This is a genomic window from Gemella haemolysans (assembly GCF_028308085.1).
GTDB classification, from domain to species: Bacteria; Bacillota; Bacilli; order Staphylococcales; family Gemellaceae; genus Gemella; species Gemella haemolysans_D.
The window spans coordinates 15,076-37,688 of record NZ_JAQMFS010000045.1 but is presented as its reverse complement, the minus strand read 5'-3'; the positions used below and the strand labels follow the sequence as shown (position 1 = coordinate 37,688).

General features: G+C 31.7%; 18 protein-coding genes and 1 pseudogene. 15 read left to right on the top strand and 4 right to left on the bottom strand.

Going from position 1 to position 22,613, the window contains the following annotated elements; translation table 11 throughout:
• Positions 1-135: 135 nt before the first annotated feature.
• Positions 136-1,353: an MFS transporter gene (locus PNO30_RS03180; protein WP_271965967.1), complete on the bottom strand. Its 1,218-nt coding sequence runs from the start codon at positions 1,351-1,353 to the stop codon at positions 136-138.
• A gap of 794 nt (positions 1,354-2,147) precedes the next feature.
• Here PNO30_RS03180 and trpX point away from each other — a divergent pair.
• The 6 genes from trpX (at position 2,148) to PNO30_RS03150 (ending at position 8,074) form a co-directional block, all read left to right on the top strand.
• Entirely contained in the window at positions 2,148-3,152 is a 1,005-nt protein-coding gene (gene trpX / locus PNO30_RS03175) for a tryptophan ABC transporter substrate-binding protein (RefSeq protein ID WP_003147243.1), read from the top strand.
• Between the two features lie 151 nt (positions 3,153-3,303).
• The gene (locus PNO30_RS03170; RefSeq protein WP_271987131.1) at positions 3,304-4,179 is read left to right on the top strand and encodes an ABC transporter permease; all 876 of its coding nucleotides are present in this window, start codon (positions 3,304-3,306) and stop codon (positions 4,177-4,179) included.
• Between the two features lie 3 nt (positions 4,180-4,182).
• Positions 4,183-4,956, top strand: a complete 774-nt coding sequence (locus PNO30_RS03165) for an ABC transporter ATP-binding protein (RefSeq protein ID WP_271965964.1) — start codon at positions 4,183-4,185, stop codon at positions 4,954-4,956.
• A gap of 219 nt (positions 4,957-5,175) precedes the next feature.
• Positions 5,176-5,841, top strand: coding sequence for a response regulator transcription factor (locus tag PNO30_RS03160; protein ID WP_271987130.1), 666 nt, complete (start codon positions 5,176-5,178; stop codon positions 5,839-5,841).
• The gene (locus PNO30_RS03155) at positions 5,831-7,174 is read left to right on the top strand and encodes a sensor histidine kinase (protein WP_271987129.1); all 1,344 of its coding nucleotides are present in this window, start codon (positions 5,831-5,833) and stop codon (positions 7,172-7,174) included. The genes PNO30_RS03160 and PNO30_RS03155 overlap by 11 nt, the downstream gene beginning before the upstream one ends.
• Before the next feature lie 294 nt (positions 7,175-7,468).
• Positions 7,469-8,074 (top strand): PepSY domain-containing protein, encoded by a 606-nt coding sequence (locus tag PNO30_RS03150; RefSeq protein ID WP_271987128.1) that lies wholly within the window; start codon positions 7,469-7,471, stop codon positions 8,072-8,074.
• A gap of 98 nt (positions 8,075-8,172) precedes the next feature.
• Here the strand turns inward: PNO30_RS03150 and PNO30_RS03145 are convergent, their stop codons facing one another.
• Positions 8,173-8,697, bottom strand: coding sequence for a hypothetical protein (locus PNO30_RS03145; RefSeq protein ID WP_271987127.1), 525 nt, complete (start codon positions 8,695-8,697; stop codon positions 8,173-8,175).
• 516 nt (positions 8,698-9,213) lie between these two features.
• On the opposite strand from PNO30_RS03145, the gene upp reads away from it, so the two are divergent.
• From upp to PNO30_RS03100, 9 genes are all read left to right on the top strand, one after another.
• Positions 9,214-9,843 (top strand): uracil phosphoribosyltransferase, encoded by a 630-nt coding sequence (gene upp / locus PNO30_RS03140; protein WP_271965957.1) that lies wholly within the window; start codon positions 9,214-9,216, stop codon positions 9,841-9,843.
• 163 nt (positions 9,844-10,006) lie between these two features.
• Positions 10,007-10,735, top strand: a complete 729-nt coding sequence (gene atpB / locus PNO30_RS03135; RefSeq protein ID WP_271987126.1) for a F0F1 ATP synthase subunit A — start codon at positions 10,007-10,009, stop codon at positions 10,733-10,735.
• Positions 10,736-10,813: 78 nt separating this feature from the next.
• Positions 10,814-11,029 (top strand): F0F1 ATP synthase subunit C, encoded by a 216-nt coding sequence (gene atpE / locus PNO30_RS03130; protein ID WP_003143965.1) that lies wholly within the window; start codon positions 10,814-10,816, stop codon positions 11,027-11,029.
• A 53-nt stretch (positions 11,030-11,082) separates the two neighbouring features.
• Positions 11,083-11,607 carry a F0F1 ATP synthase subunit B gene (atpF, locus tag PNO30_RS03125; protein WP_271987125.1) on the top strand — a complete coding sequence of 175 codons (525 nt, stop codon included), beginning with the start codon at positions 11,083-11,085 and terminating at the stop codon, positions 11,605-11,607.
• A complete protein-coding gene (gene atpH, locus PNO30_RS03120) occupies positions 11,607-12,146 on the top strand; it encodes an ATP synthase F1 subunit delta (RefSeq protein WP_003147225.1) in 540 nt (179 codons plus the stop codon). The genes atpF and atpH overlap by 1 nt, the downstream gene beginning before the upstream one ends.
• A gap of 27 nt (positions 12,147-12,173) precedes the next feature.
• A complete protein-coding gene (atpA, locus tag PNO30_RS03115) occupies positions 12,174-13,676 on the top strand; it encodes a F0F1 ATP synthase subunit alpha (protein WP_003147223.1) in 1,503 nt (500 codons plus the stop codon).
• Between the two features lie 34 nt (positions 13,677-13,710).
• Positions 13,711-14,580, top strand: a complete 870-nt coding sequence (gene atpG / locus PNO30_RS03110; RefSeq protein ID WP_102170359.1) for an ATP synthase F1 subunit gamma — start codon at positions 13,711-13,713, stop codon at positions 14,578-14,580.
• A gap of 39 nt (positions 14,581-14,619) precedes the next feature.
• Positions 14,620-16,035, top strand: a complete 1,416-nt coding sequence (gene atpD, locus PNO30_RS03105; protein WP_003147221.1) for a F0F1 ATP synthase subunit beta — start codon at positions 14,620-14,622, stop codon at positions 16,033-16,035.
• A gap of 20 nt (positions 16,036-16,055) precedes the next feature.
• Positions 16,056-16,460: a F0F1 ATP synthase subunit epsilon gene (locus PNO30_RS03100; protein WP_271987124.1), complete on the top strand. Its 405-nt coding sequence runs from the start codon at positions 16,056-16,058 to the stop codon at positions 16,458-16,460.
• 101 nt (positions 16,461-16,561) lie between these two features.
• Here the strand turns inward: PNO30_RS03100 and PNO30_RS08965 are convergent.
• Both PNO30_RS08965 and PNO30_RS03085 read right to left on the bottom strand, forming a co-directional pair.
• A pseudogene (locus tag PNO30_RS08965) lies at positions 16,562-20,161 on the bottom strand (amidase family protein).
• A 233-nt stretch (positions 20,162-20,394) separates the two neighbouring features.
• On the bottom strand, positions 20,395-22,524 hold the full coding sequence (locus PNO30_RS03085) for an amidase family protein (RefSeq protein ID WP_271965946.1): 2,130 nt from the start codon (positions 22,522-22,524) through the stop codon (positions 20,395-20,397).
• Positions 22,525-22,613: the final 89 nt, after the last annotated feature.

The window sequence follows — 22,613 nt, the reverse complement described above, 5'->3', positions numbered from 1 at the left end:
GTTCGGGGGTGACTCGACAAAATCGATTTCTACGAAATCACGATTTTTGAGTCACTCCCTTTTGTTATCAATAATAAATATCTATAAAAAAAGTAGTCCTAAATTTAGGACTACTTTTTAAAGTTTTTAATATTACTATCGACTAGTTTTAGTTTTTAGCACTGGTACTTCTTTACCTTTGTAGAACATAGCGTAAAGAACAGTTACTCCAATTGTTACTATTGCACAAAGGATGTAAATTCCTCTGTATGATAAGATTCCTTGAACTGTACCTAGTGCATATGGTCCAAATCCAAGACCAAGGTCTAATCCAATGAAGTATGTAGATAATGCAATACCTACTTTAGTAGAATCAACAAGTTTTAAACAAACTGCTTGTCCATTTGACATGAATGTTCCATATCCTAAACCGATTAAAGCACCAGAGAATAATAACATGAAGCTACCGTTTGTGAAACTTAACATTAATAATCCTAATGTTAAGAATACAAAACTTGGATACATAACTGCATTTTCACCACGTGCATCAAATACGCGTCCTGCGAATGGACGAGTAACTGTAACGATAAGAGCATATACTACAAAGAAGAATGCCCCAGCAGTAGATAAGTTTAAGCTATCAGCATAGATAGATAAGAATCCTAATACACTAGAGTAAGCTAAACCAACTAGGAATGCTACAGTAGAGATGAATAATACTTTGTATTCAATAAATGTATTTAAAGCCCAGCTGTTTAGTAATTCTTTTTGTTTTTCGTCTAATTCAATATTTTGAACTGGGAATAAGAAACAAGCAATTGTAACTGCTACAGATAATACGATTGCTAAAATAATAACTGCATTAAATCCTGTAATAGGAAGTAATAACATACCGATAAATGGTCCGATTGCAGCTGCTAAACTTGTACTTAATCCGTAGTAGTTGATACCTTCACCGTTACGAGATTTAGGAATGTAAGTTGTAACTATTGCATTAGCTGCAGTTGAGATAGTTCCATAAGCAAATCCATTTAAGAAACGAACAGTATCTAAAATAACAATGTTAGATGAAATTAGGTAAGCTGCTGTTGTGATTAAATAGATTAATGCTCCAAAACGTAAAATTTGTTTACGACCAACAATTTCTAATTTTTTCCCAATATAAAGTCTGGCAATAAGTGTACCGATAATATAAATACCAGCGGCGAATCCTGCTTGAGCAGCAGTAGCACCTAGTTGAGATGTTGCGTATTTTGCTGTAATAACTACGAAACAGTAGTAAATTAAAAATACGATAAAATTAATTGTAGTAATTGTTATAAATCCTTTATTAAATAATTTGTCTTTTTCTTCTATAGCTATCTGGCTATCCATAAAAATTCTCCTAACTTACTTTTTTATTTTTTAATAACATATATATATAATACTCCTCAGCAAATCTATTTTCAAGTGTAAATTTTCATGAAAATTATATATTTTCAATTTTATTTTCATGAAAAATACTATTTATTATAATTAATAATAAATGATGGTATAACAGGAACTAAAAGATTATATATGTGTATTAATATTTAAATATATATATTTTAACTATGAAAACGAATTATTTTCATAAGTTTCAAAAATAATTAAGAAAATACCTTAGTTTTTATAGTACAGCAAATATACATAAAACACCATTAATATCTTTTTAATATTTTTTTGAAAATATTCGTATTTACTATTTTCTTTACAAGCTAAAAATTCAAAGGTATTAATAATTTTAGATAAATTGTCAGAATCTTTTAATTTTTTTTGAAAAATATCTTGACAATAAAAAAAACTGTTGCTATAATGTAAACAAGAATTAAACGTAAAGGAGAAAAAAGATTTATGAAACTGTATCAAGTTGACACGCTACAATTAAATATTCGTTGGCAAAGCCACTAGATACTGAGTCGATCTTGTTTCTTTTTAACATAGATACGACTCTCAGGTGAGAAGTAAGTATCTATGTGGATTATTTGTGATGAAAAAAATGAGACCACATAGAAATATCTAGGTGGTTTTTTATATTAAAAAAATGTCGAGGGACCACTAGATATTATGCTAGTGGTCTTTTTCTATAGATACGCTTCTAAATTTTGATTACAAAAAATATTATTAAAGTAAAAAAGGAGATTATTAAAATGAAAATAAATAAAATTTTTGTAGCATTTGCGGTATTATTAGTTTGTGTATTAGGTTATGGTTACTTCTCTAGTAAGAAAGGTGAAGATACTAAAAAAGTTGATAATAAAGAGGTAAAAGTAGGGGTACTTCAATTACTTAGTCACCCAGCTCTTGATCAAATTTATAAAGGTTTAGAAGATGGACTTAAAAAAGAAGGATATGAAGTTGGCAAGAATTTAAAAATTGATCTTCAAAATGCTCAAGGTGATCAAAGTAACTTAGCGAGTATGGGTCAAAAATTAGTAACAGATAACAACGATATTTTAGTAGGTATTACAACACCAGCTACTTTATCTCTATCAAACGCAACTAAAGATAAACCAATCATTATGGGTGGTATTACTTATCCAGTTGAAGCAGGATTAATTAAAGCTGAAGATAAACCAGGAAACAACATTACTGGTGTTAGTGATAGAACTCCAATTAAACAACAACTTGAAATCATGAAAAAAGTATTACCTAACATGAAAAAAGTTGGTATTCTTTACACAGCAAGTGAAGATAACTCTGTAAAACAAGCTCAAGAAGCTGAAAAATTAGCTAAAGAATTAGGATTAGAAGTTAAAGTATCAACAGTAGCGAATACAAATGATATTCAACAAGTAACAGAAAGCCTTGCTTCACAAACTGATGCAATTTTTGTACCAATCGATAACACAATCGCTAGTGCAATGGCAACAGTAGTAAAAGTAACAGACGCTAAGAAAATTCCAGTATTCCCATCTGCAGATACAATGGTAGCTGATGGAGGACTTTTAGGACTAGGTGTTGACCAATATCAAATCGGTGTTGAAACAGCAAAAGTTGTTGCTAAAGTATTAAAAGGTGCAGATACTAAAGATATGCCAATCGTACTTGCTAATGAGGGTGTAATTTACTTAAATGAAGCAAAAGCAAAACAATTAGGAATCGAAATTCCAAAAGAAATTAAAGATAAAGCAAAAGTAGTAGATAAAAAATAACATTATTGATATTATATTATTAACAAACTATTTTAGGAAGTAAATATATTAAAGGAGCGGCTCATAAAATCGATATTATAAATAGTTGTTTATGAGTCGCTCTAAATTATATAATATCAATTTAGGGGAAAAATAAAAAAAGAGGTGTAAAATGGATTTATTTATTTCAGCGATTTCACAAGGAATGTTGTGGGGAATATTATCGCTTGGATTATTTATTAGCTTTAGAGTATTAAATATTGCAGATATGACTACTGAGGGTGCGTATCCATTAGGAGCTGCGGTATGCGTAATCTGTATACATAATGGAATTAATCCCATTATTGCTACATTAATTTCTATAGTAGCAGGAATGTTAGCAGGACTTGTAACAGGATTTTTAATTACTGTTTGTAAAATACCAAGTTTACTTGCAGGGATTCTAACAATGACTGCATTATTATCAGTGAATCTTAGAATTATGGGAAGACCAAATTTAAGTTTAATCAATAAAGATACGATTTTTAGTAAAATTCAGGGGTTAAACTTACCAACTCATTATGATACTGTACTTGTTGGAATTATTCTTTCTGGATTAATTATCTTAGCTATGTCTTTATTCTTTTCAACAGAATTAGGTCAGAGTTTAATTGCAACAGGAGATAATGAAAAGATGGCAACAGCTTTAGGTATTTCTACTAAATCGATGACGATTTTAGGATTAATGCTTGCTAATGGAATAATTTCTTTAGCTGGTGCGATTTTAGCGCAAAATAATGGTTATTCAGATGTTAATAGTGGAATTGGAGTTATAGTTGTAGCTTTAGCAGCGATTATTATAGGAGAAGTAATCTTTAAGGATGTAACTTTTACAACAAGATTAATATGTGTAATTTGTGGTGCGATTATTTATAGATTATTACTAGTTGGAGTGTTAAAATTAAATATTATTGGAGCTAATGATTTTAAATTAGTTTCAGCACTAGTTATTGCTATATTCTTAACACTACCTCAGTTAAAATTAAAAACTAAGAGAAAGGATGTATAGATCATGTCATTTATAAAAATTAATAAAATAGATAAAACGTTCTTTCCAGGTACGATTAGAGAACAACATGCATTAAAAAATGTTAGTCTAGAAATTAAAGATGGTGATTTTATCACTATTCTTGGTGGAAATGGAGCGGGGAAATCAACTTTTCTTAATGCACTAGCTGGTTCTTTTTCACTAGATGGTGGTGAGATTTTAATAGAAGGAAAAGATGTAAGTAGTATAGTGGAACATAAGAGAGCAGGATTTATCAGCAGAGTTTTCCAAAATCCTTTAGATGGAACAGCTCCTCGTATGACTGTTGCACAAAATATGTCTTTAGCACTTCGTCGAGGAAAAGTGAGAGGATTTAAGCCTGGAACTACTAAAGAAGATAGAGAACTATTTAAAAAGTTATTAGCAACTTTAGACTTAGGTCTTGAAGATAGATTAGATAGTGAAATGGGTCTATTATCTGGAGGTCAACGTCAAGCTATAGCACTTTTAATGGCAACTATGACTACTCCAAAACTTTTACTTCTTGATGAACATACAGCGGCACTAGATCCAAAAACTCAGAAAAAAATAATGGAACTTACTCGACAAAAAATTGAAGAGAAGAAATTAACAGCTTTAATGATAACTCACAATATTCAAGATGCGGTAAAATATGGGAACAGAATAATAGTTCTTCACCGAGGAGAATTAGTTCGAGATATTAGCAAAGAAGAAAAAGAAAAACTAGATGCAAAAGCATTATATGAATTACTTTATAATTTAGAAGAAAGTGAATAAAAGTAACGAAAGCGACTTAGATATGTGATTTTATAAATTACTAATTTAGGTCGTTTTTTCATTTTAAATTCATTTTTTTGTTTTAGAATGTAAATTAAATTATAAAGGTGGAGACTCTGCAAAACAGATTCCTCCTAAATCACGATTTTTTAGTCACTACCTTTACATTTACATATGAATTAAGTAAAATATAGTAGAATTTAGTACGAGGAGATTGTTATGAAAATACTTGTTGTTGAAGATGAACGCGATTTGAATAGAATAATTACTAAGCACTTAAAGAAAAATAATTATAGCGTAGATAGTTGTTTTGATGGCAGGGAAGCTTTAGATTTTGTAAGTTATAGTGAGTACGATTTGATTATTACTGATATAATGATGCCAAATGTTGATGGTTATGAGTTTATAGCGAGACTTCGTGAGAGTAAAAATAATACACCTGTTATAATGTTAACAGCAAAAGACACATTAGCGGATAAAATTGTCGGCCTTGACAGCGGAGCTGATGACTATATAGTTAAACCATTTGAGTTTGATGAGTTATTAGCTAGAATAAGAGTTTTAATGAGACGAAACTATGGTTTAGCGACTAATGTTATTCAAGTTGATGATGTTGTTTTAGATATTTCGAAAAAACAAGTGTTTAGAAATGGTCAAAATATTGGTTTAACTGGTAAGGAGTATGAAGTATTAGAATACCTTATGAAAAATAAGGAAAGTATCTTGAGTCGTGATCAAATTCTTAACCACGTTTGGGATTATGATTATGACGGGGCTTCTAATATAGTAGATGTTATTATTAAAAATATAAGAAAAAAATTAGATAACGGTACAGATAAGACTATTATTTACACTAAAAGGGGGTTAGGATACTTTGTTAAATAAAATTAAGAAATTATCGATATTTCCATTTAGAAAAGTATCGCTGACTTTTAAAATCACTTTATGGTACACAACATTTATAGTTTTATTAATAGGATCACTGATAGTTGGGACATTTTTAGTTAGTGATAGTGTTGTTGAAAAAAATAGTGAAAAGAAATTGATAGAAGAGGTGGCTGAAATTTCAAGTGGATCTGATAAGTTCACCCCATATGAAGATGGAGTAGCCTTATCAGTTTATGATAAAGATGGTAATCTTGTTGCAGGTTCTGTACCTAGAAATTTCAAAGTTAATGATTTTAGTCTAGGAGTAATTTCTGAATATAAAGATGTTAATCATAATAAATATCTTTACTATGATTCGGAAACAAGTTCGGCCCGTTTAGGAAATGGAAAATATGTAAGAGGAGTCGTACAAATTACTAATAATATTAATGGTTGGATATTGCCACTAATCATGAGTATAGGAAGTCCATTCGTTATATTAGTTATAATGTATGGTGGATATTTAATTATTAGAAGTTCATTAAAACCGGTTAGAGATATGACTGAAACTGCTGATACTATTGCAAAAAGTAATGACCTTAGTAAAAGAATTACTATAGAAGACGGTACTGATGAAGTGCATAAGTTAGGTAAAGTTTTTAATGAAATGTTAGAAACATTAGAAAATTCCTCAAAAAGGGAACGTCAATTTAGTTCAGATGTATCGCATGAACTTCGAACACCAATTTCTGTAATAATGGCAGAAAGTGAATATGGAGCTAAGTATACAGATTCTGTAGAAGATGCGAAAGAATCCTTTGATGTTATTGAAAGACAGAGTAAGAGAATGACATCTATGATAAATCAAATACTAGAATTAGCTAGATTAGATAGTCGTTTAGAGATTCCAAAAGAAGAAATAAACTTGTCGGAACGAATAAAATATACCATAGAAGACTATAAAATCTTATTCGATAATAAAAATTTAAAACTAATAATTAATATAGAGGAAAATATTACAGTATATGCTAATGAAGCGCTAATTATGAGGATGATAGATAATTTGCTATCGAACGCCTTAAAATATGCTGAAACAGAAGTAGCAGTATGTTTAGCTAAAAGGAATAGAATTATTCTTGAAGTTGCTGATGATGGAATAGGAATAAGCGATGCTGAGAAAAAACATATTTGGAATAGATTTTATAAAGTAGATAAATCTAGAACTACAACAGAGGATAATTCTTCAGGGTTAGGGTTATCTATTACGAAAAAAATAGTAGAATTACATGATGGTAAAATAGCTGTTTTAGATAATAATCCAAAAGGAACAAGATTTGTAGTGAATCTTTAAAAAACGAGGGAAAGTGACTCGAAAATCGTAATGTAAAAATCGATTTTGTTGAGTCACTCCTTTTTTATTTTACAGAAAATTATATATTAATATGAATCTTCATTTAAGATTCATAAAACACAGATATAATAAAAATATCTTAAGAGAAGAATAAAAGTGAAATCTTCATTTAGCATTCATAAAACGAAGATATAATAAAAATATCAAAAGAAAAGAACAAAAATAAAATTTTCATTTAACGTTCATAAAAGAAATATAAAATTAAGAATATAAAGAAAAAGAGGTAAATTAAAAATGACAAAAAATATTAATAACAACGAAATCGAAACAATTGAAGGTACTTACGTCGAAACTATCGAAAACGACAACCAATATAATGAACAACCTAAAAAAACTAAGAGGAATTTTCTAAAACCATTAATTATTGGAGTGTTAGCTGTAGTAGTAACGAGCGGAGTTGGAGCTTATGCTTATGATAAATATGAAATTGCGCAAAGAATTAAAATTCAAGATGCTTACTCTAATATTAAAATGAATGTAGGAAACCAAACGGCTCAAAATAATAATACTGCTAATAACAATAATAGTAACAATGGTTCAAATAGTGATAACCAATCAACAAATGTTCAAAATAATAACAATAATAATACTCAACAAAATGTACAAAATGCAAAATCACAACAAGAAATACGTTCAATAGTAGCACAAGCTATTTCTACTCCTGAGCAAAACATTAACTTTGTTAAAGTTAGACCAAAGTATGAAGATGATTACGCACCACAAAACAATGGTATGCCATTATATGTTTATGAGGTTGAAGCACGTGCGAATGGATTAGAGTATGATGTTGTTGTTGATGCAGTATCAGGTAAAGTTTTAAAGGTAGAGATAGATAATTAATAAAATAATAAACTGATAATCTAGAAATAAAGATCTAGGTTATCAGTTTTTTCGATATTTGGAGATATCTAAACAATTAATTATTACTTTTTAATTGATTACTTCCTATTGTTGTAAATATAATATCCAATGAAAATAGCCGCTATTAAATATAGATTGAAGTTAGGATTTGCAACGTAGAAAAGCATTGCTTTATATGAAAGTCTCATAAATAATCCTTGGATAATTGACGGAGCAAAAAGTAAAATTACAATTACAGAATTATCCATTTTCTTCGCTAGTATTATTATAAATATTAATACAAGTAAAAGAATTAGAATTGCTAAGTATTTATTTATAATAATATTGAATGCTGTTGGGAATTTAAAAGGATTAAAAAATATCAGTAATGCTATTAATAGTACTAAAATTGTAATTATTGTACTTTTGGTACGTTCATCGAGTCTGCTTTTATTTGTGTACATAAATATATAACTTAAATAAAATCCACCGAAAATTAAAATTCCAACTAAAGCCGCTTCTAATAGATTTAATGCCATAAATGGATTAGCCAAAATAGGCGTAAGATAAAAAAGTAAATATATACCTGTTGCTATTATTAAATTACGTTTGAATATTGTCATATACGCTCCTTAATTATTTTAATAATGATGATAGACCATAAGCTATAAATGAAAAAACTAATATAATAAGTATTAAAACTAGAGCACTCGAATTAAAAATGAAAAATAAAGGAAGTGCTAGAATAGTACTTAATACGGGTATAAATATAGTTTTTTGAATAAAATATGATATTAATAGTGTTATAGCAAATGAAGTGAATCCATAAACTAATATTAAAATGAAACCAGCTTTATCACTAGTGCCATTATAGAATTTCAAAAAAAGTAGTGGGATAATATAGTAGAAAATACTAGTAAGTAAAAATATCCCTAAAAATGTTTTTCTTTGCATGGTAAAGTCTCCGTTTATCTTGTTTTTATTATTGTAATATTTTCTATAATAGAAGTCTAGTAATATAAGAGTTTTAATAAAAAAAAAATTTTTAAAGGAGGTAAAATATTTTTGGATATCCCTTGTTAAAATGAAATAATTAGAGTAAAATAAATATAATAATATAACAAAGGAGAACTATAATTATGTCAAAAGTTCATGTATTTGATCATCCATTGATCCAACATAAATTATCTTTTATTAGAGATAAGAGAACGGGTTCTAAAGACTTTAGACAACTTACTAATGAAGTAGGTTCTTTAATGGCTTATGAAATTACTCGTGATCTTCCATTGGAGGATGTTGAAGTAGAAACTCCAATTCAAACTACTACTTGTAAACGTCTTGCAGGTAAAAAGATAGTTTTTGTTCCAATTCTTCGTGCAGGATTAGGAATGGTTGATGGTTTAATGAATTTAATTCCATCAGCAAGAGTAGGACACGTAGGTTTATATCGTGATCCAGAAACGCTTCAACCACATGAGTACTTTGTAAAAATACCAAATAATCCAGAAGAACGTCATTTTATCGTTGTTGACCCAATGTTAGCAACTGGTGGTTCAGCTATTGCTGCAATTGACTCACTAAAACAACGTGGAGTTAACGATATTAAATTTATGTGTTTAATAGCAGCACCAGAAGGTGTAAAAGCTTTACATGATGCACATCCAGATGTAGATATCTATATCGCAGGATTAGATGAAAAACTAAATGATCATGGGTATATCGTACCAGGACTAGGAGACGCTGGAGACAGAATCTTCGGAACAAAATAACATAATAATAACAACATATTTTTAAACAATTTAGATAAAATTTAAGAAATTGCTAGAAAATATTATAAAATAATATTATAATATGTATTAAGTATTTCTAATTTTATATTACAACAGATTTAGAAATATAAAAGATACTTAAGAAAAGAGGTGAGGGGAATATATGGAAAAACATACATATCTTATTACCAAATTATTTGGCTATGATATAACGGTTAATATTCCTAGTGTAATCACAACTTTAATAACAGTGTTGCTTACCTTTATTATAGTGATGTTTCTAACTAGTAGAATTAAATTAAGACCAGATAGTAAACGTCAAAATGCAGCTGAGTTACTTGCTTATTTCGTTAGTGATAATGTCATCAAAGGTAATGTTAACTGGAAAAAATATGGTAAAGGATTATGGGCAACAGCTCTAACAATTATTTCACTTGTTGCAGTAGCAAATACTATAGGTGTATTAATAGAAGTTAGTTACAATGAAGTAGTCTATGTCAACTCTGTAACTGCGGATCCAACATTTACTTTCTCTCTTGCATTATTAGTGATTGTCTTTACTCATTTTGCAGGAATTAAGTATAAAGGAGTTAAACACTATTTTGGTACATATACTTCTTCAGGTATAGGTATTACACCGTTCAAGGTTATTGAAGAGTTCACAAATTTAATGACTTTTTCAATGCGTTTATTCGGTAATATCTATGCAGGTGAAATATTATTAGCACTATTAGCTACACTTACAACAGTAGGATTCTTTGGTGCAATAGCTGGTATGGCAGGTCTAGTAGTATGGAAAGGATTCTCTCTATTTATAGGACTTATCCAAGCATATATCTTTACTGTCTTAACATTCATTTATTTATCACATAAAATTAGTGATGAACATTAATCTTTTTAAACGCACTATATGTGCAAAAATCTAATAATTAATAAAATTCATTTATTATCCAAGGAGGAAAATATAATTATGGTAGAATTAATTGGAGCAGGTTTAGCAGCAGGTTTAGCAGCGGTTGGTGCTGGTATCGGTAACGGATTTTTATTCGGTAAATTTATCGAAGGTGTATCTCGCCAACCAGAATTAGAGTCAAGATTAAAATCTAATGCTTTCGTATTATTCGCACTTGTAGAAGCAGTACCTATCTTAGCTATCGTTATTTCATTCGTTATCTTAGCTAAATAATTTAGTATAATACTGTGAACAAAAGAACTATGAAGAATAGGAGCATTTAGTAAATGGAAAATTTAGTATTTTTAGCTACTGAACACTCTTCTCATCAAGGTTTTAATCTAGGAAATATGGCTATTAATATAGTAGCTGTGTTAATCTTATTAGTATTACTGAAAAAATTTGCTTGGGACAAACTTATTGATATGTTAGATGAGCGTCAAAGATTAGTTGAAGGTCAACTTGATGATGCTGCTAGAAATCAAAAAGAAGCATTAGTTTTACTTGAAGAAAATCAAGAAAAATTAAAAAATGCTCAACAAGAAATTAAAGTTATGATGGAAGATGCTCGTGAACAATCTAAGATTGAAAAACAAGCTATTCTTGAAGAAGCTCGCAAACAAGCAGAACAATTAAAAGTAAATGCTCAAAGAGATATTGAGGATGAGAAGAAAAGAGCGCTTGAAGAAATCAACAGACAAATTGCTGATTTATCAGTGCTTGTAGCTTCAAAAATTTTAGAAAAAGAATTAGATGACTCAACACAAAGTGAATATGTTGATAAAGTCATTAAAGAGGTAGGGGTGAAATAATGAGTAAGTCAGTATTAGCTAATAAAATTGGATATTCATTATTTGAAGTTGCAAAAGAAAATAACGCATTAGAACAAGTAGCTAATGAGTTACCAGAAGTTGCAAAAGTTATTAATGGAAACTCTGATTTTGTTACATTGATGAACAACCCTAATTTAGAAAAAATAAAAAAAATTAACTTGATTGAAGCATCATTTGCAGGAGTAAACAAATATGTTGTAAATGTTGTGAAAATCTTAGCAGGAAATCTGCAAATCTCATTAATAAATTTTGTTTTAGAGCAATTTACTGAATTGTTTAATAAACATTCAAATAGCGTTGTTGTAAAAGTTGAATCAGCTTCGCCACTAACTGAAGTTCAGTTAGAAAATCTAAAAGAAAAACTTAAAAATGAGTTACAACTAGAAAAAGTAGAACTTAATAACCTTGTAGACAAGAGTCTTCTAGGTGGACTTAAACTTACTTACAATAACAAAGTAGTAGATGCTAGTGTTAGAGCAAAATTAAACGCTATAAAGTCAAAAATTTCTACAATCTAGAAGAAGTTGAAACAAGGAGGGACATAAATGGCTATTAGAGCTGAAGAAATTAGTTCATTACTAAAATCACAAATAGAAAATTATCAGTTTGAAGTTAAGTCAACAGATGTCGGTACAGTTATAGAAGTAGGGGACGGTATAGCTCGTGTATACGGTCTTAATGAAATAATGAGTGGTGAGTTAGTTGAATTCACTAAAACAGGGGTTATGGGACTTGCTCAAAACCTTGAAGACACAAATGTTGGTATCGTAATTTTAGGACCAACAACTGATATTAAAGAGGGAGACGAAGTTCGTCGTACTGGACGTGTTATGGACGTTCCTGTTGGTGAAGAATTAATAGGACGTGTAGTTGATCCATTAGGACAACCAGTTGATGGACGTGGTCCAGTAAATACTACAAAACGTCGTCCAATCGAATCTCCAGCAGTTGGGGTTATGGGACGTAAATCTGTATCAGTTCCTTTCCAAACTGGTATTAAAGCGATCGATGCATTAGTACCAATTGGACGTGGACAACGTGAGCTTATTATCGGGGATAGACAAACAGGTAAAACTGCAGTAGCTATCGACTCAATTTTAGCTCAAAAAGGACAAGATGTTATTTGTATCTATGTTGCAATTGGGCAAAAAGAATCTACAGTACGTAGTGTTGTAGAAACACTTAAAGAACACGGTGCGCTAGACTACACTATCGTAGTTACAGCATCAGCATCTCAACCAGCACCACTTCTTTACATTGCACCTTATGCAGGGGTTGCTATGGCAGAAGAGTTTATGTTTAATGGTAAAGATGTAGTAATCGTTTATGATGACTTATCAAAACAAGCAGCAGCTTACCGTGAGTTATCATTACTATTAAAACGACCACCAGGTCGTGAAGCATACCCAGGGGACGTATTCTATTTACACTCACGTCTTCTAGAGCGTGCAGCTCGTGTAAATGAAGATTTTGGTGGAGGAAGTATCACTGCGCTACCATTCGTAGAAACACAAGCAGGTGACATTTCTGCATATATTCCAACAAACGTAATCTCAATTACTGATGGACAAATCTTCTTACAATCAGATTTATTCTTCTCAGGTATCAGACCGGCGATTAACGCAGGGCTTTCAGTATCTAGGGTAGGAGGATCTGCGCAAATTAAAGCTATGAAAAAAGTATCAGGTACATTACGTCTTGACTTAGCATCTTACCGTGAGTTAGAAAGCTTTGCTCAATTCGGTTCTGACTTAGATCCAGCAACTCGTGAAAAACTAGAACGTGGTAAACGTACAGTTGAAGTTTTAAAACAAGACTTACATAAACCAATTCCAGTAGAAAAACAAGTTATGATTCTTTATGCTTTAACGCACGGATTCTTAGATGATGTTGAAGTTAAAGATATTCACAGATTTGAACAAGAATTATATGCGTACTTAGATGCTCATGAAAATGAAGCAGTTAAGCACATTAAAGAAACAAAAGACTTACCAGCAACAGAAGTTATGGATGAAGTAATCGCTGCATTCAAAAAAACTTTTGCTTAAGATGAGAAGTAGTAGAGTAAAGGTGGTGAACTAATTGGCGTCACTAAGAGATATTAAAAACAAAATCAATTCTACAAAGAAAACTAGTCATATTACAAAAGCGATGGAGATGGTTTCCACTTCTAAACTTTTAAAAGCACAATCTAACACACAAAGATTCAATCCTTACATGCAAAAAATGCAGGAAGTGATGGGAACAATTTTTGGTAAAGGAGCTAATATCAAGCATCCTATGTTAGAAAAAAGAGAAGCTAAGAAAACTCTTTATGTGGTAATTACTAGTGATAGTGGTTTATGTGGAGGATTCAACTCTAATATCATAAGAAATTTTGTTAATACTGTTAACGAAAGACATAATGATAGCGAGTATGGAATTGTAGCTATAGGTAACTATGGTGCAGAATTCTTCAGAAAAAATGGCTATAATGTAGTTGATAGTTATAGAGATATACCAGATGAGCCAAGTTTCACACAGGTTAAGGAAATTACTAATAAAGTTGTAGGTTATTTCATAGATAAAGAATATGATGAAATCTACTTACATTACAATCACTTTGTTAGTATGATTCAACAGGTTGTAACTGAAAGTAAAGTTCTTCCTATAGAAAATACAGATCAATTCGCAAATTCTGATGAGCAACCTACAGGAGCTTATGAATTTGAACCTGGTGAGGCAGCAGTACTAGATGTAATACTACCACAATATGCTGAAAGTATGATTTACGGAAGTATATTAGATAGTAAAGCTAGTGAACATTCTGCAAGAAAAACAGCAATGAAAAACTCAACTGATAATGCAGGAAATATTATTGATACACTTACGATTAAATATAATCGTGCAAGACAAGCTGCAATTACACAAGAAATTACAGAGATTGTAAGTGGAGCAGCAGCAACAAAATAGTAATGAGAAAGGAGAAGCTATTAAGTTAGCAAACAACATATGAATAAAGGTTATATTCTCCAAGTTATGGGACCTGTAGTAGACGTAAAATTCGAATCAGGGCATATGCCTAATCTATTAAATGCTTTAGAAGTATTTATAGAAAAAGGTGATGGAAAAAAAGAAAAATTAGTTCTTGAAGTTTCTCTAGAAATTGGTGATAACGTAGTTAGAACAATTGCGATGTCATCTACTGATGGATTAAATAGGGGAGCAGAAGTAGTAGATACAGGAGCGCCAATCACAGTTCCTGTTGGTAACTACACATTAGGTCGTGTGTTCAACGTATTAGGTGAAGCAGTTGACCACGGTGAAGAAGCAGGAGCAGAAGTTCGTAAAGATTCAATTCATAAAGAAGCTCCTACATTCGAAGAATTATCAACACACGTTGAGGTTCTTGAAACAGGTATTAAAGTTATCGACTTACTTGCACCATATATCAAAGGTGGTAAAATCGGTCTTTTCGGTGGTGCTGGAGTTGGTAAAACAGTTCTTATCCAAGAACTTATCAATAACGTTGCACAACAACACGGTGGTCTTTCTGTATTCACTGGTGTAGGTGAACGTACTCGTGAAGGTAATGACCTTTACTACGAAATGAAAGATTCTGGTGTTATTAACAAAACAGCCATGGTATTCGGACAAATGAACGAACCGCCTGGTGCTCGTATGCGTGTAGCATTAACAGGATTAACAATGGCGGAATACTTCCGTGATGAAGAAGGACAAGACGTACTTCTATTCATCGATAACATCTTCCGTTTCACACAAGCAGGTTCTGAGGTTTCTGCGTTATTAGGACGTATGCCTTCAGCCGTTGGTTACCAACCAACACTTGCTACTGAGATGGGACGTTTACAAGAACGTATTACATCAACTAAAAAAGGATCTGTTACATCTATTCAAGCGATCTATGTACCAGCCGATGACTATACTGACCCGGCTCCAGCTACAACATTCGCTCACTTAGATGCAACAACAAACCTTGAGCGTTCATTAACAGAGATGGGTATCTATCCAGCCGTTGACCCATTAGCTTCTACATCAAGAGCATTAGCTCCAGAAATCGTAGGAGAAGAACACTATCAAGTTGCGACTAGAATTCAAAGAACTCTTCAAAAATATCGTGAATTACAAGATATTATCGCTATCTTAGGTATGGACGAGTTAAGTGATGAAGATAAGAAAACAGTTGATAGAGCACGTCGTGTTCAATTCTTCTTATCTCAAAACTTCCACGTAGCAGAACAATTTACTGGTCAACCTGGATCATATGTTCCAGTATCTGAATCAGTAGAAGCATTCAAAGGAATCTTAGATGGTAAATATGACCATATCCCAGAAGATGCATTCCGTCTAGTTGGTGGAATTGAAGACGTATTAGAAAAAGCTCGTAAACTAGGAGTAGAAGTATAATACAAATAGGAGGTAAATAAATGAATACTTTAAGTGTAAGCATTGTTACTCCTAATGGAGAAGCTTATAGCGCAAAAGAGGCTTCTATGGTTGTATTAGGGACTACGAGTGGACAAGTTGGGGTAATGGCCAACCACGTTCCAATGGTTGCATCATTAAAAGTGGGACCATTAAAAGTAGTTTTTCCTGATGGCAGAGAAGAATATTTAGCTGTAAGTGAAGGATTTGTGGAAACACATAAAGGCGAAGTAACTATTATAGTTCAAACAGCAGAATTAGATAAAGATATTGACGTTGAACGTGCTCAAAGAGCATTACAACGTGCAGAAGATCGTCTTGCTAAAAAAGAAGATAGTCTTGATGTAAGACGTGCAGAACTGGCTTTAGCTAAAGCTTGTGCTCGTCTGAAAGTATCTGGAAAGTAAAGAAAAAGATATAGTTCATTTTATTTGAACTATATCTTTTTTTTATAATTTTAAAGAGATACCTCGGAGATAAAATGCTTTATCTCCGAGGTAAAAGTGTATTAGCTATTTTTTCTACGTTTTAATAGTATAGTTGCAGCGAATAATGAAATTCCCAATAAAGTTAAAGCTTTATTAGTAGTTTCTCCAGTTTTAGGAAGTGTTTTTGGTGCGTTTTTAGGAGCTGATTTTGCTCCTTTTGCATTTATAACTGTGAATTTTTTCTCTTCTTGTACTGCAGAAGTATTAATATCTTTTTCATTAGATGCTAATGCTGTTTTAATTTTTGCTATAATAGCAAACTTACTAAAGTGATTTACAGTAAATTGTAAATTTCCACCTGTAGTACTTGAAGGTATTAATTCAATAGAATTATCATCTTTTAAGTGATATACAAGTATTTCTTTATCTTGCTCATTCTGAAGTAAAGCTATGTGAACTGTTCTTGGTACATTTAGTTTAACTGTTTTATTATCTTTTTTTAATTCTAAATCAACAACTCTAATAGATGAAATTTTATCTTTATTATTAATTTCATTATTTTTATCATTTATTATTTTTGCTTTTAATTCTTCTAAATCTATTTTATTAGTAATATCAGTTGCTTTAAAACTGATTTCTTCAGTATGGTTAGAATTTAGTTCTACACTGATATTTTGATCTTTTGATTTAATTACAACAGTTGTTGTTTCGTTGTTGATAGTTAGTTCTGGAAGCTTTGGAACACTAGGTGCTTTTTCTGGGTTTCTAAATTCAGAAACATTACCATTTTTATCGACAATAACTTTATTTCCACTTGTTGAAAGTTCATTGACTTTACCAGTGAAAGGTTTAAGAGCTGCAGTAACAGGAGCGTCATCAGGAGTATTGAATTCAAAAACATTGCCATCTTTTCCGACAACTACTTTATTACCATTTTCAGAAAGTACGTCAACTTTACCAGTGAAAGGTTTAAGAGCTTCGGTAACAGGAGCATCGGCTGCAGTGTTGAATTCAGAAACATTTCCATCCTTATCTACTACTACTTTATTACCATTTTCAGAAAGTCCATCAATTTTACCAGTGAAAGGTTTAAGAGCTTCGGTAACAGGAGCATCAGCTACAGTGTTGAACTCAGAAACATTTCCATCCTTATCTACTACTACTTTATTACCATTTTCAGAAAGTCCATTAACTTTACCAGTGAAAGGTTTAAGGGTCTCAATCATAGGAGCATCAGCTGCAGTGTTGAACTCAGAAACATTTCCATCCTTATCTACTACTACTTTATTACCATTTTCAGAAAGTCCATCAATCTTACCAGTGAAAGGTTTAAGAGCATCAGAAACAGGAGCGTTATCAGGAGTGTTGAATTCAGAAACATTGCCATCATTATCAACAACTACTTTATTACCATTTTCAGAAAGTCTGTCAACTTTGCCAGTGAAAGGTTTAAGAGCTTCAGAAGTAGGAGCGTCAGCAGGAGTGTTGAATTCAGAAATATTTCCATCTTTATCAACGACTACTTTATTGCTGTTTTCAGAAAGTCCGTCAACTTTGCCAGTGAAAGGTTTAAGAGCCTCAGCAACAGGAGCATCAGCAGGAGTGTTGAACTCAGAAACATTACCGTCATTATCAACGACTACTTTATTGCTGTTTTCAGAAAGTCCGTCAACTTTGCCAGTGAAAGGTTTAAGAGCCTCAGCAACAGGAGCGTCAGCAGGAGTGTTGAACTCAGAAACATTACCGTCATTATCAACAACTACTTTATTACCATTTTCAGAAAGTCCGTCAACTTTTACAGTAAAAGGTTTAAGAACCTCAGCAACAGGAACATCAGTAGGAACTGAATATTCATATTTTGTACCATATTCATTTTCTCTTACTTTATTTCCAGTTTCCGAAACAACTGTTTTTCTAATGTTTGGGTGCATTATGAATTGATTATTATCTTGGAATAATTGTCCCATTTCAAGAAGTATTTTTTCTGAATTATTCTTAGCAGCAAACATAACCCCAAGAGGAAGATTATTTTCACTCTTATAAACTGGTAAAGATATAGCAGGATTACCTGTTAAGTTGAATAACCATGTAAATGGAGTACGTTTCATCATTGGTTCCCATTGTTTTACAAGTAGATTGAATCTCTCTTTTGGATCTTTTATTTTATTAATATTATAAAGTTTTTCTTCAACTTCTGGATCTACATAAGGATCTACTTTTTTATCATTTGATGGAGCTGTAACAGCATTTGTTGCCATTAAGAATAAATCATATTTTTTATAGAACTCGTTCATTTGATTTATATATTCCGACATTGGTTTTGCAGAAGAAATATCAGTGTTAGCAGTTTTTCCTCTAGTCGCAGATGTACCTAAAGCATAAGTAGCAGGATCTAAATCGCGTTTATTCTCTTCGGTAGCTACTTTTGCAGGAGCAGTATATGCACCACCAATGGCTCCGATAGTGTAGGTTCTGATTCCTTCGTAACCATCGATAGGGAATTCATTTACTTCTTCTACAGTGAAGCCTTATTTTCTAAGAAAATCAACAGCTTTAAGAACAGCTTTTTTCCCATCTTCACTTAATTCAACATCTCTTAATGGTGTTTTAAGAGTATAAGCAATTTTTAATTTTTTCAAATCAGTTGGAACTTCTTCCAGAGTTTTTGGTTTACTAATTTGTGTTTTATCAAAATATGCCTTAGCATCTTCGATAGTTTTTACTAGAGGGAATTTTACTACATGCCCAGTAGGTTTTAAACCAATTAAACCTGTCCATGAAGCAGGGATACGAATTGAACCACCAGCGTCACTACCGCTTGCAATTGATACCATTCCACTTGCTACAGCACCTGCACTGCCTCCTGAAGAACCACCTGTATTTCGACTTGGATCCCATGGATTACCAGCAGGTCCGAATAACTTAGAGTCCGTAATATTTCTAGTTCCTAGTTCAGGGTAGTTAGTTTGTCCAAGTATTACAAATCCAAGTTTTTCGAATTCTTTTGAGACAGCTCCACTACCTTTAGATACTTTACCTTTATTAAAATAGATACCATTAGAAGCATCACCATCTTTTAGTAAATCTAATCCTTTAATTAATGTAGGAACTCCTAAGAATGGTTGTTCTTCCCAATTTACAGGATTAGCAGCAAGATTACCTGCTTTTACTCTCTCGTCTATTTCTTTAGCAGTTCTATATGCTTCATCAACGATAGCTTTAGGAATTTTTCCATTTTCAGTAGTAAGTACAGCGTTTAATTTAGGATTTTCTTCTGCGATAACTTTATATGCTAAATCAACTAACTCTGTACTTGTTACTTTTTTCTCACGAATTAGTTTAGCAAGTTCAAGAGCACTTTTTTGTTTATACTCTGCTACAGTAAATGGGATTGTAGGTTTAGAAGATGTGTTTTCTTCAGTATTAGTAGTAGAAACCTCACTATTATTACTGGCTACATTAGGCTTAACATCTGTAGTTGAAGATGAATTTGTAGCAGTGTTAGAAGTTGGGGTTTCAGTAGTTGAAGTTCCGTTATTGCTAGCTGTATTATTAACTGGTGCAGATACTGTATCACTGTTCTCATTAGCATGAGCTTGGTTGTCATTTGCTAAGACAGGAAATAGCGTAGTAGCTGCAAATGCTGGTATAAGAACGTATTTTAGATTTTTCTTTTTCATTTTTGACTCCTAATTTAATGAATAATAAATAAGCTGTTATATGCTTTGCTACTTAATTATACTCTGATATTCGCTATCAATCAAGGAAATAATTTTATGAAACGGAAAAATATTGATGTTGTTTATTAATCTATAAAATAAAATTTAAGAAAAGTAGAGATGATTTAAAGAAAAAATAATAACTACGGCTGATTTTTAGAAATCAATCGTAGTTATAAAAAAAATATTTTATATTAATTATTATTTTTGCGTTTTAATAATCCAACTAGAGCAAGAAATGCTAACCCTATTACTGATAGGAAGCTACTTGTATTTTCTCCAGTGTTAGGTAGAGTTTTAGATGTGTTAGGTGTTGATAAATTAACTTTTGCTGTGTTCATATTTGCTAACTTATTCTCTTCTTTAGGAGTTGGAGTTTGTGATTCTTCAGATTTAGCAGGAATAGTACTTGTTTCATTGTTAATCTTAGATGTTGATGATTCTGAAACAGTAGGTGCGTAAGTAGGAACTGTGTATTCAAATTTAGTTCTGATTTCAAGTTCTCCTGCTTTGATTCCATTTTCTGATGCAGTTGTACTTCTAATACTTGGATTCATTTTGAATTGGTGTCTATCTTGGAAGTATTGACCAATCTCTAAAAGAACTTTTTCTGAATTGTCTTTTGCTGCGAACATTACACCAAATGGTAGATTTTTATCACTTAGATATGTTGGTAGTGAAATCGCAGGATTTCCAGATAAGTTAAATACCCAAGTATATGGAGAACGTCTTGTCATTGGTAACCATTGTTTAGTTAATAAATTAAATCTTTCTTTTGGATCTTTAATCTTGTTAATGTTATATAGTTGTTCTGCAATATCTGGCTCTATATATGGATCTACTTTTTTATCGTTAGATGGAGCAGTGACTGCGTTAGTTGGAACTAAGAATAAATCGTATTTTTTATAAAACGCATTCATTTGATCTATAAATGTAGATAGTGGTTTTACTGAAGAAACATCAGTATTTGCATTTGGTCCCATATATGAAGAAGTTCCTAATCCGTAAGTTGTAGGATCTAGTTGACGTTTGTTTTCTTCTGTTACGTTTTTAACAGCTGCAACATAACTTTCTTCTCCAATACCACCTACAGTGTATGTTTTAATTCCTTCATATCCATCGATAGGAAATTCTTTAACCTCTTCAACAGTAAATCCTTCTTTTCTTAGGAAGTCTACTGTCTCTAGAATAGCTTTTTTACCAACTTCACTTAATTCAAGATCTTTAAGTGGAGTTTTAAGGGTGTAGGCTATTTTTAATTTTTTCAAATCTTTTGGTGGTTCTACTAATGTTTTTGGTTTGCTTAATTCAGTTTTTTCGAAGTAAGCTTTAGCATCTTCAATAGTTTTTACAAGAGGGAATTTAACAACGTGACCAGTTGGTTTTAGACCGATAAGTCCAGTCCATGAAGAAGGAATACGGATTGATCCTCCCGCATCACTACCACTAGCTATAGGTACCATACCACTAGCTACAGCACCGGCACTTCCTCCTGAAGATCCTCCACTATTACGGCTAGGATCCCATGGATTACCAGCAGGTCCAAATAATTTAGAATCTGTGATATTTCTAGTACCTAGTTCTGGGTAGTTAGTTTGACCAAGTATAACAAAACCTAGTTTAGCAAATTCTTTTGCCACAGGACCACTTTCATCAGCAATTTTACCTTTGTTCAGATATACACCATTAGTATAGTCACCATTTTTTAATTGATCCAGACCTTTAATTAAAGCAGGTACACCTAAAAATGGTTGGGCTTTCCAATCAACAGGGTTAGCAGCTAGTTTCCCTGCACTAATACGATTGTCAATTTCTTTAGCAGTTCTATATGCTTCATCAACAATAGCTTTAGGAATTTTTCCATTTTCAGTTGTTAGAACTGCATTTAATTTAGGATTCTCTTCTGCAATGACTTTGTAAGCTAAGTCAACAAGTTCTGTACTAGTAACTTTTTTCTCACGAATTAATTGAGCAAGTTCTAAAGCACTTTTTTGCTTGTATTCAGCTACAGTAAATGGAACTTTTGGATTAACAGTTTCGTTGTTAATAACATTTGTACTATTAGTCGACTCAATTTTAGCTGCTGGAACTTGCTCTACATTGTTAGATGGACTAGCAGGAGTAGTAGCTGTTGTTTCTGCAACATTGTTAGTAGTTGGAATATTAGCAGGTTTTTTGCTAGTAGTTTCTGGTTTACTTACAGTTGAAGTTGTAGTAAATTTATCCTCATTAGCTTTTGCTTGATTATCGTTAGCTAAAACAGGGAATAGTGCAGCAGCTGCAAATGCTGGTATAAGAACGTATTTAATATTATTTTTTTTCATTTTTAACTCCTATTTTAAAATAAATATTTAAATAAATGATTGAAGCTTTGAAAAAGCTTTCTATTAATGATTATACTCCGATAATATTT

Bases quoted from the DNA above. Each gene is read 5' to 3' on its own strand.
- PNO30_RS03180 (WP_271965967.1), bottom strand. From the start codon at position 1,353: ATGGATAGCCAGATAGCTATAGAAGAAAAAGACAAATTATTTAATAAA.
- trpX (WP_003147243.1), top strand. From the start codon at position 2,148: ATGAAAATAAATAAAATTTTTGTAGCATTTGCGGTATTATTAGTTTGT.
- PNO30_RS03170 (WP_271987131.1), top strand. From the start codon at position 3,304: ATGGATTTATTTATTTCAGCGATTTCACAAGGAATGTTGTGGGGAATA.
- PNO30_RS03165 (WP_271965964.1), top strand. From the start codon at position 4,183: ATGTCATTTATAAAAATTAATAAAATAGATAAAACGTTCTTTCCAGGT.
- PNO30_RS03160 (WP_271987130.1), top strand. From the start codon at position 5,176: ATGAAAATACTTGTTGTTGAAGATGAACGCGATTTGAATAGAATAATT.
- PNO30_RS03150 (WP_271987128.1), top strand. From the start codon at position 7,469: ATGACAAAAAATATTAATAACAACGAAATCGAAACAATTGAAGGTACT.
- PNO30_RS03145 (WP_271987127.1), bottom strand. From the start codon at position 8,697: ATGACAATATTCAAACGTAATTTAATAATAGCAACAGGTATATATTTA.
- upp (WP_271965957.1), top strand. From the start codon at position 9,214: ATGTCAAAAGTTCATGTATTTGATCATCCATTGATCCAACATAAATTA.
- atpB (WP_271987126.1), top strand. From the start codon at position 10,007: ATGGAAAAACATACATATCTTATTACCAAATTATTTGGCTATGATATA.
- atpE (WP_003143965.1), top strand. From the start codon at position 10,814: ATGGTAGAATTAATTGGAGCAGGTTTAGCAGCAGGTTTAGCAGCGGTT.
- atpF (WP_271987125.1), top strand. From the start codon at position 11,083: ATGGAAAATTTAGTATTTTTAGCTACTGAACACTCTTCTCATCAAGGT.
- atpH (WP_003147225.1), top strand. From the start codon at position 11,607: ATGAGTAAGTCAGTATTAGCTAATAAAATTGGATATTCATTATTTGAA.
- atpA (WP_003147223.1), top strand. From the start codon at position 12,174: ATGGCTATTAGAGCTGAAGAAATTAGTTCATTACTAAAATCACAAATA.
- atpD (WP_003147221.1), top strand. From the start codon at position 14,620: ATGAATAAAGGTTATATTCTCCAAGTTATGGGACCTGTAGTAGACGTA.
- PNO30_RS03100 (WP_271987124.1), top strand. From the start codon at position 16,056: ATGAATACTTTAAGTGTAAGCATTGTTACTCCTAATGGAGAAGCTTAT.
- PNO30_RS03085 (WP_271965946.1), bottom strand. From the start codon at position 22,524: ATGAAAAAAAATAATATTAAATACGTTCTTATACCAGCATTTGCAGCT.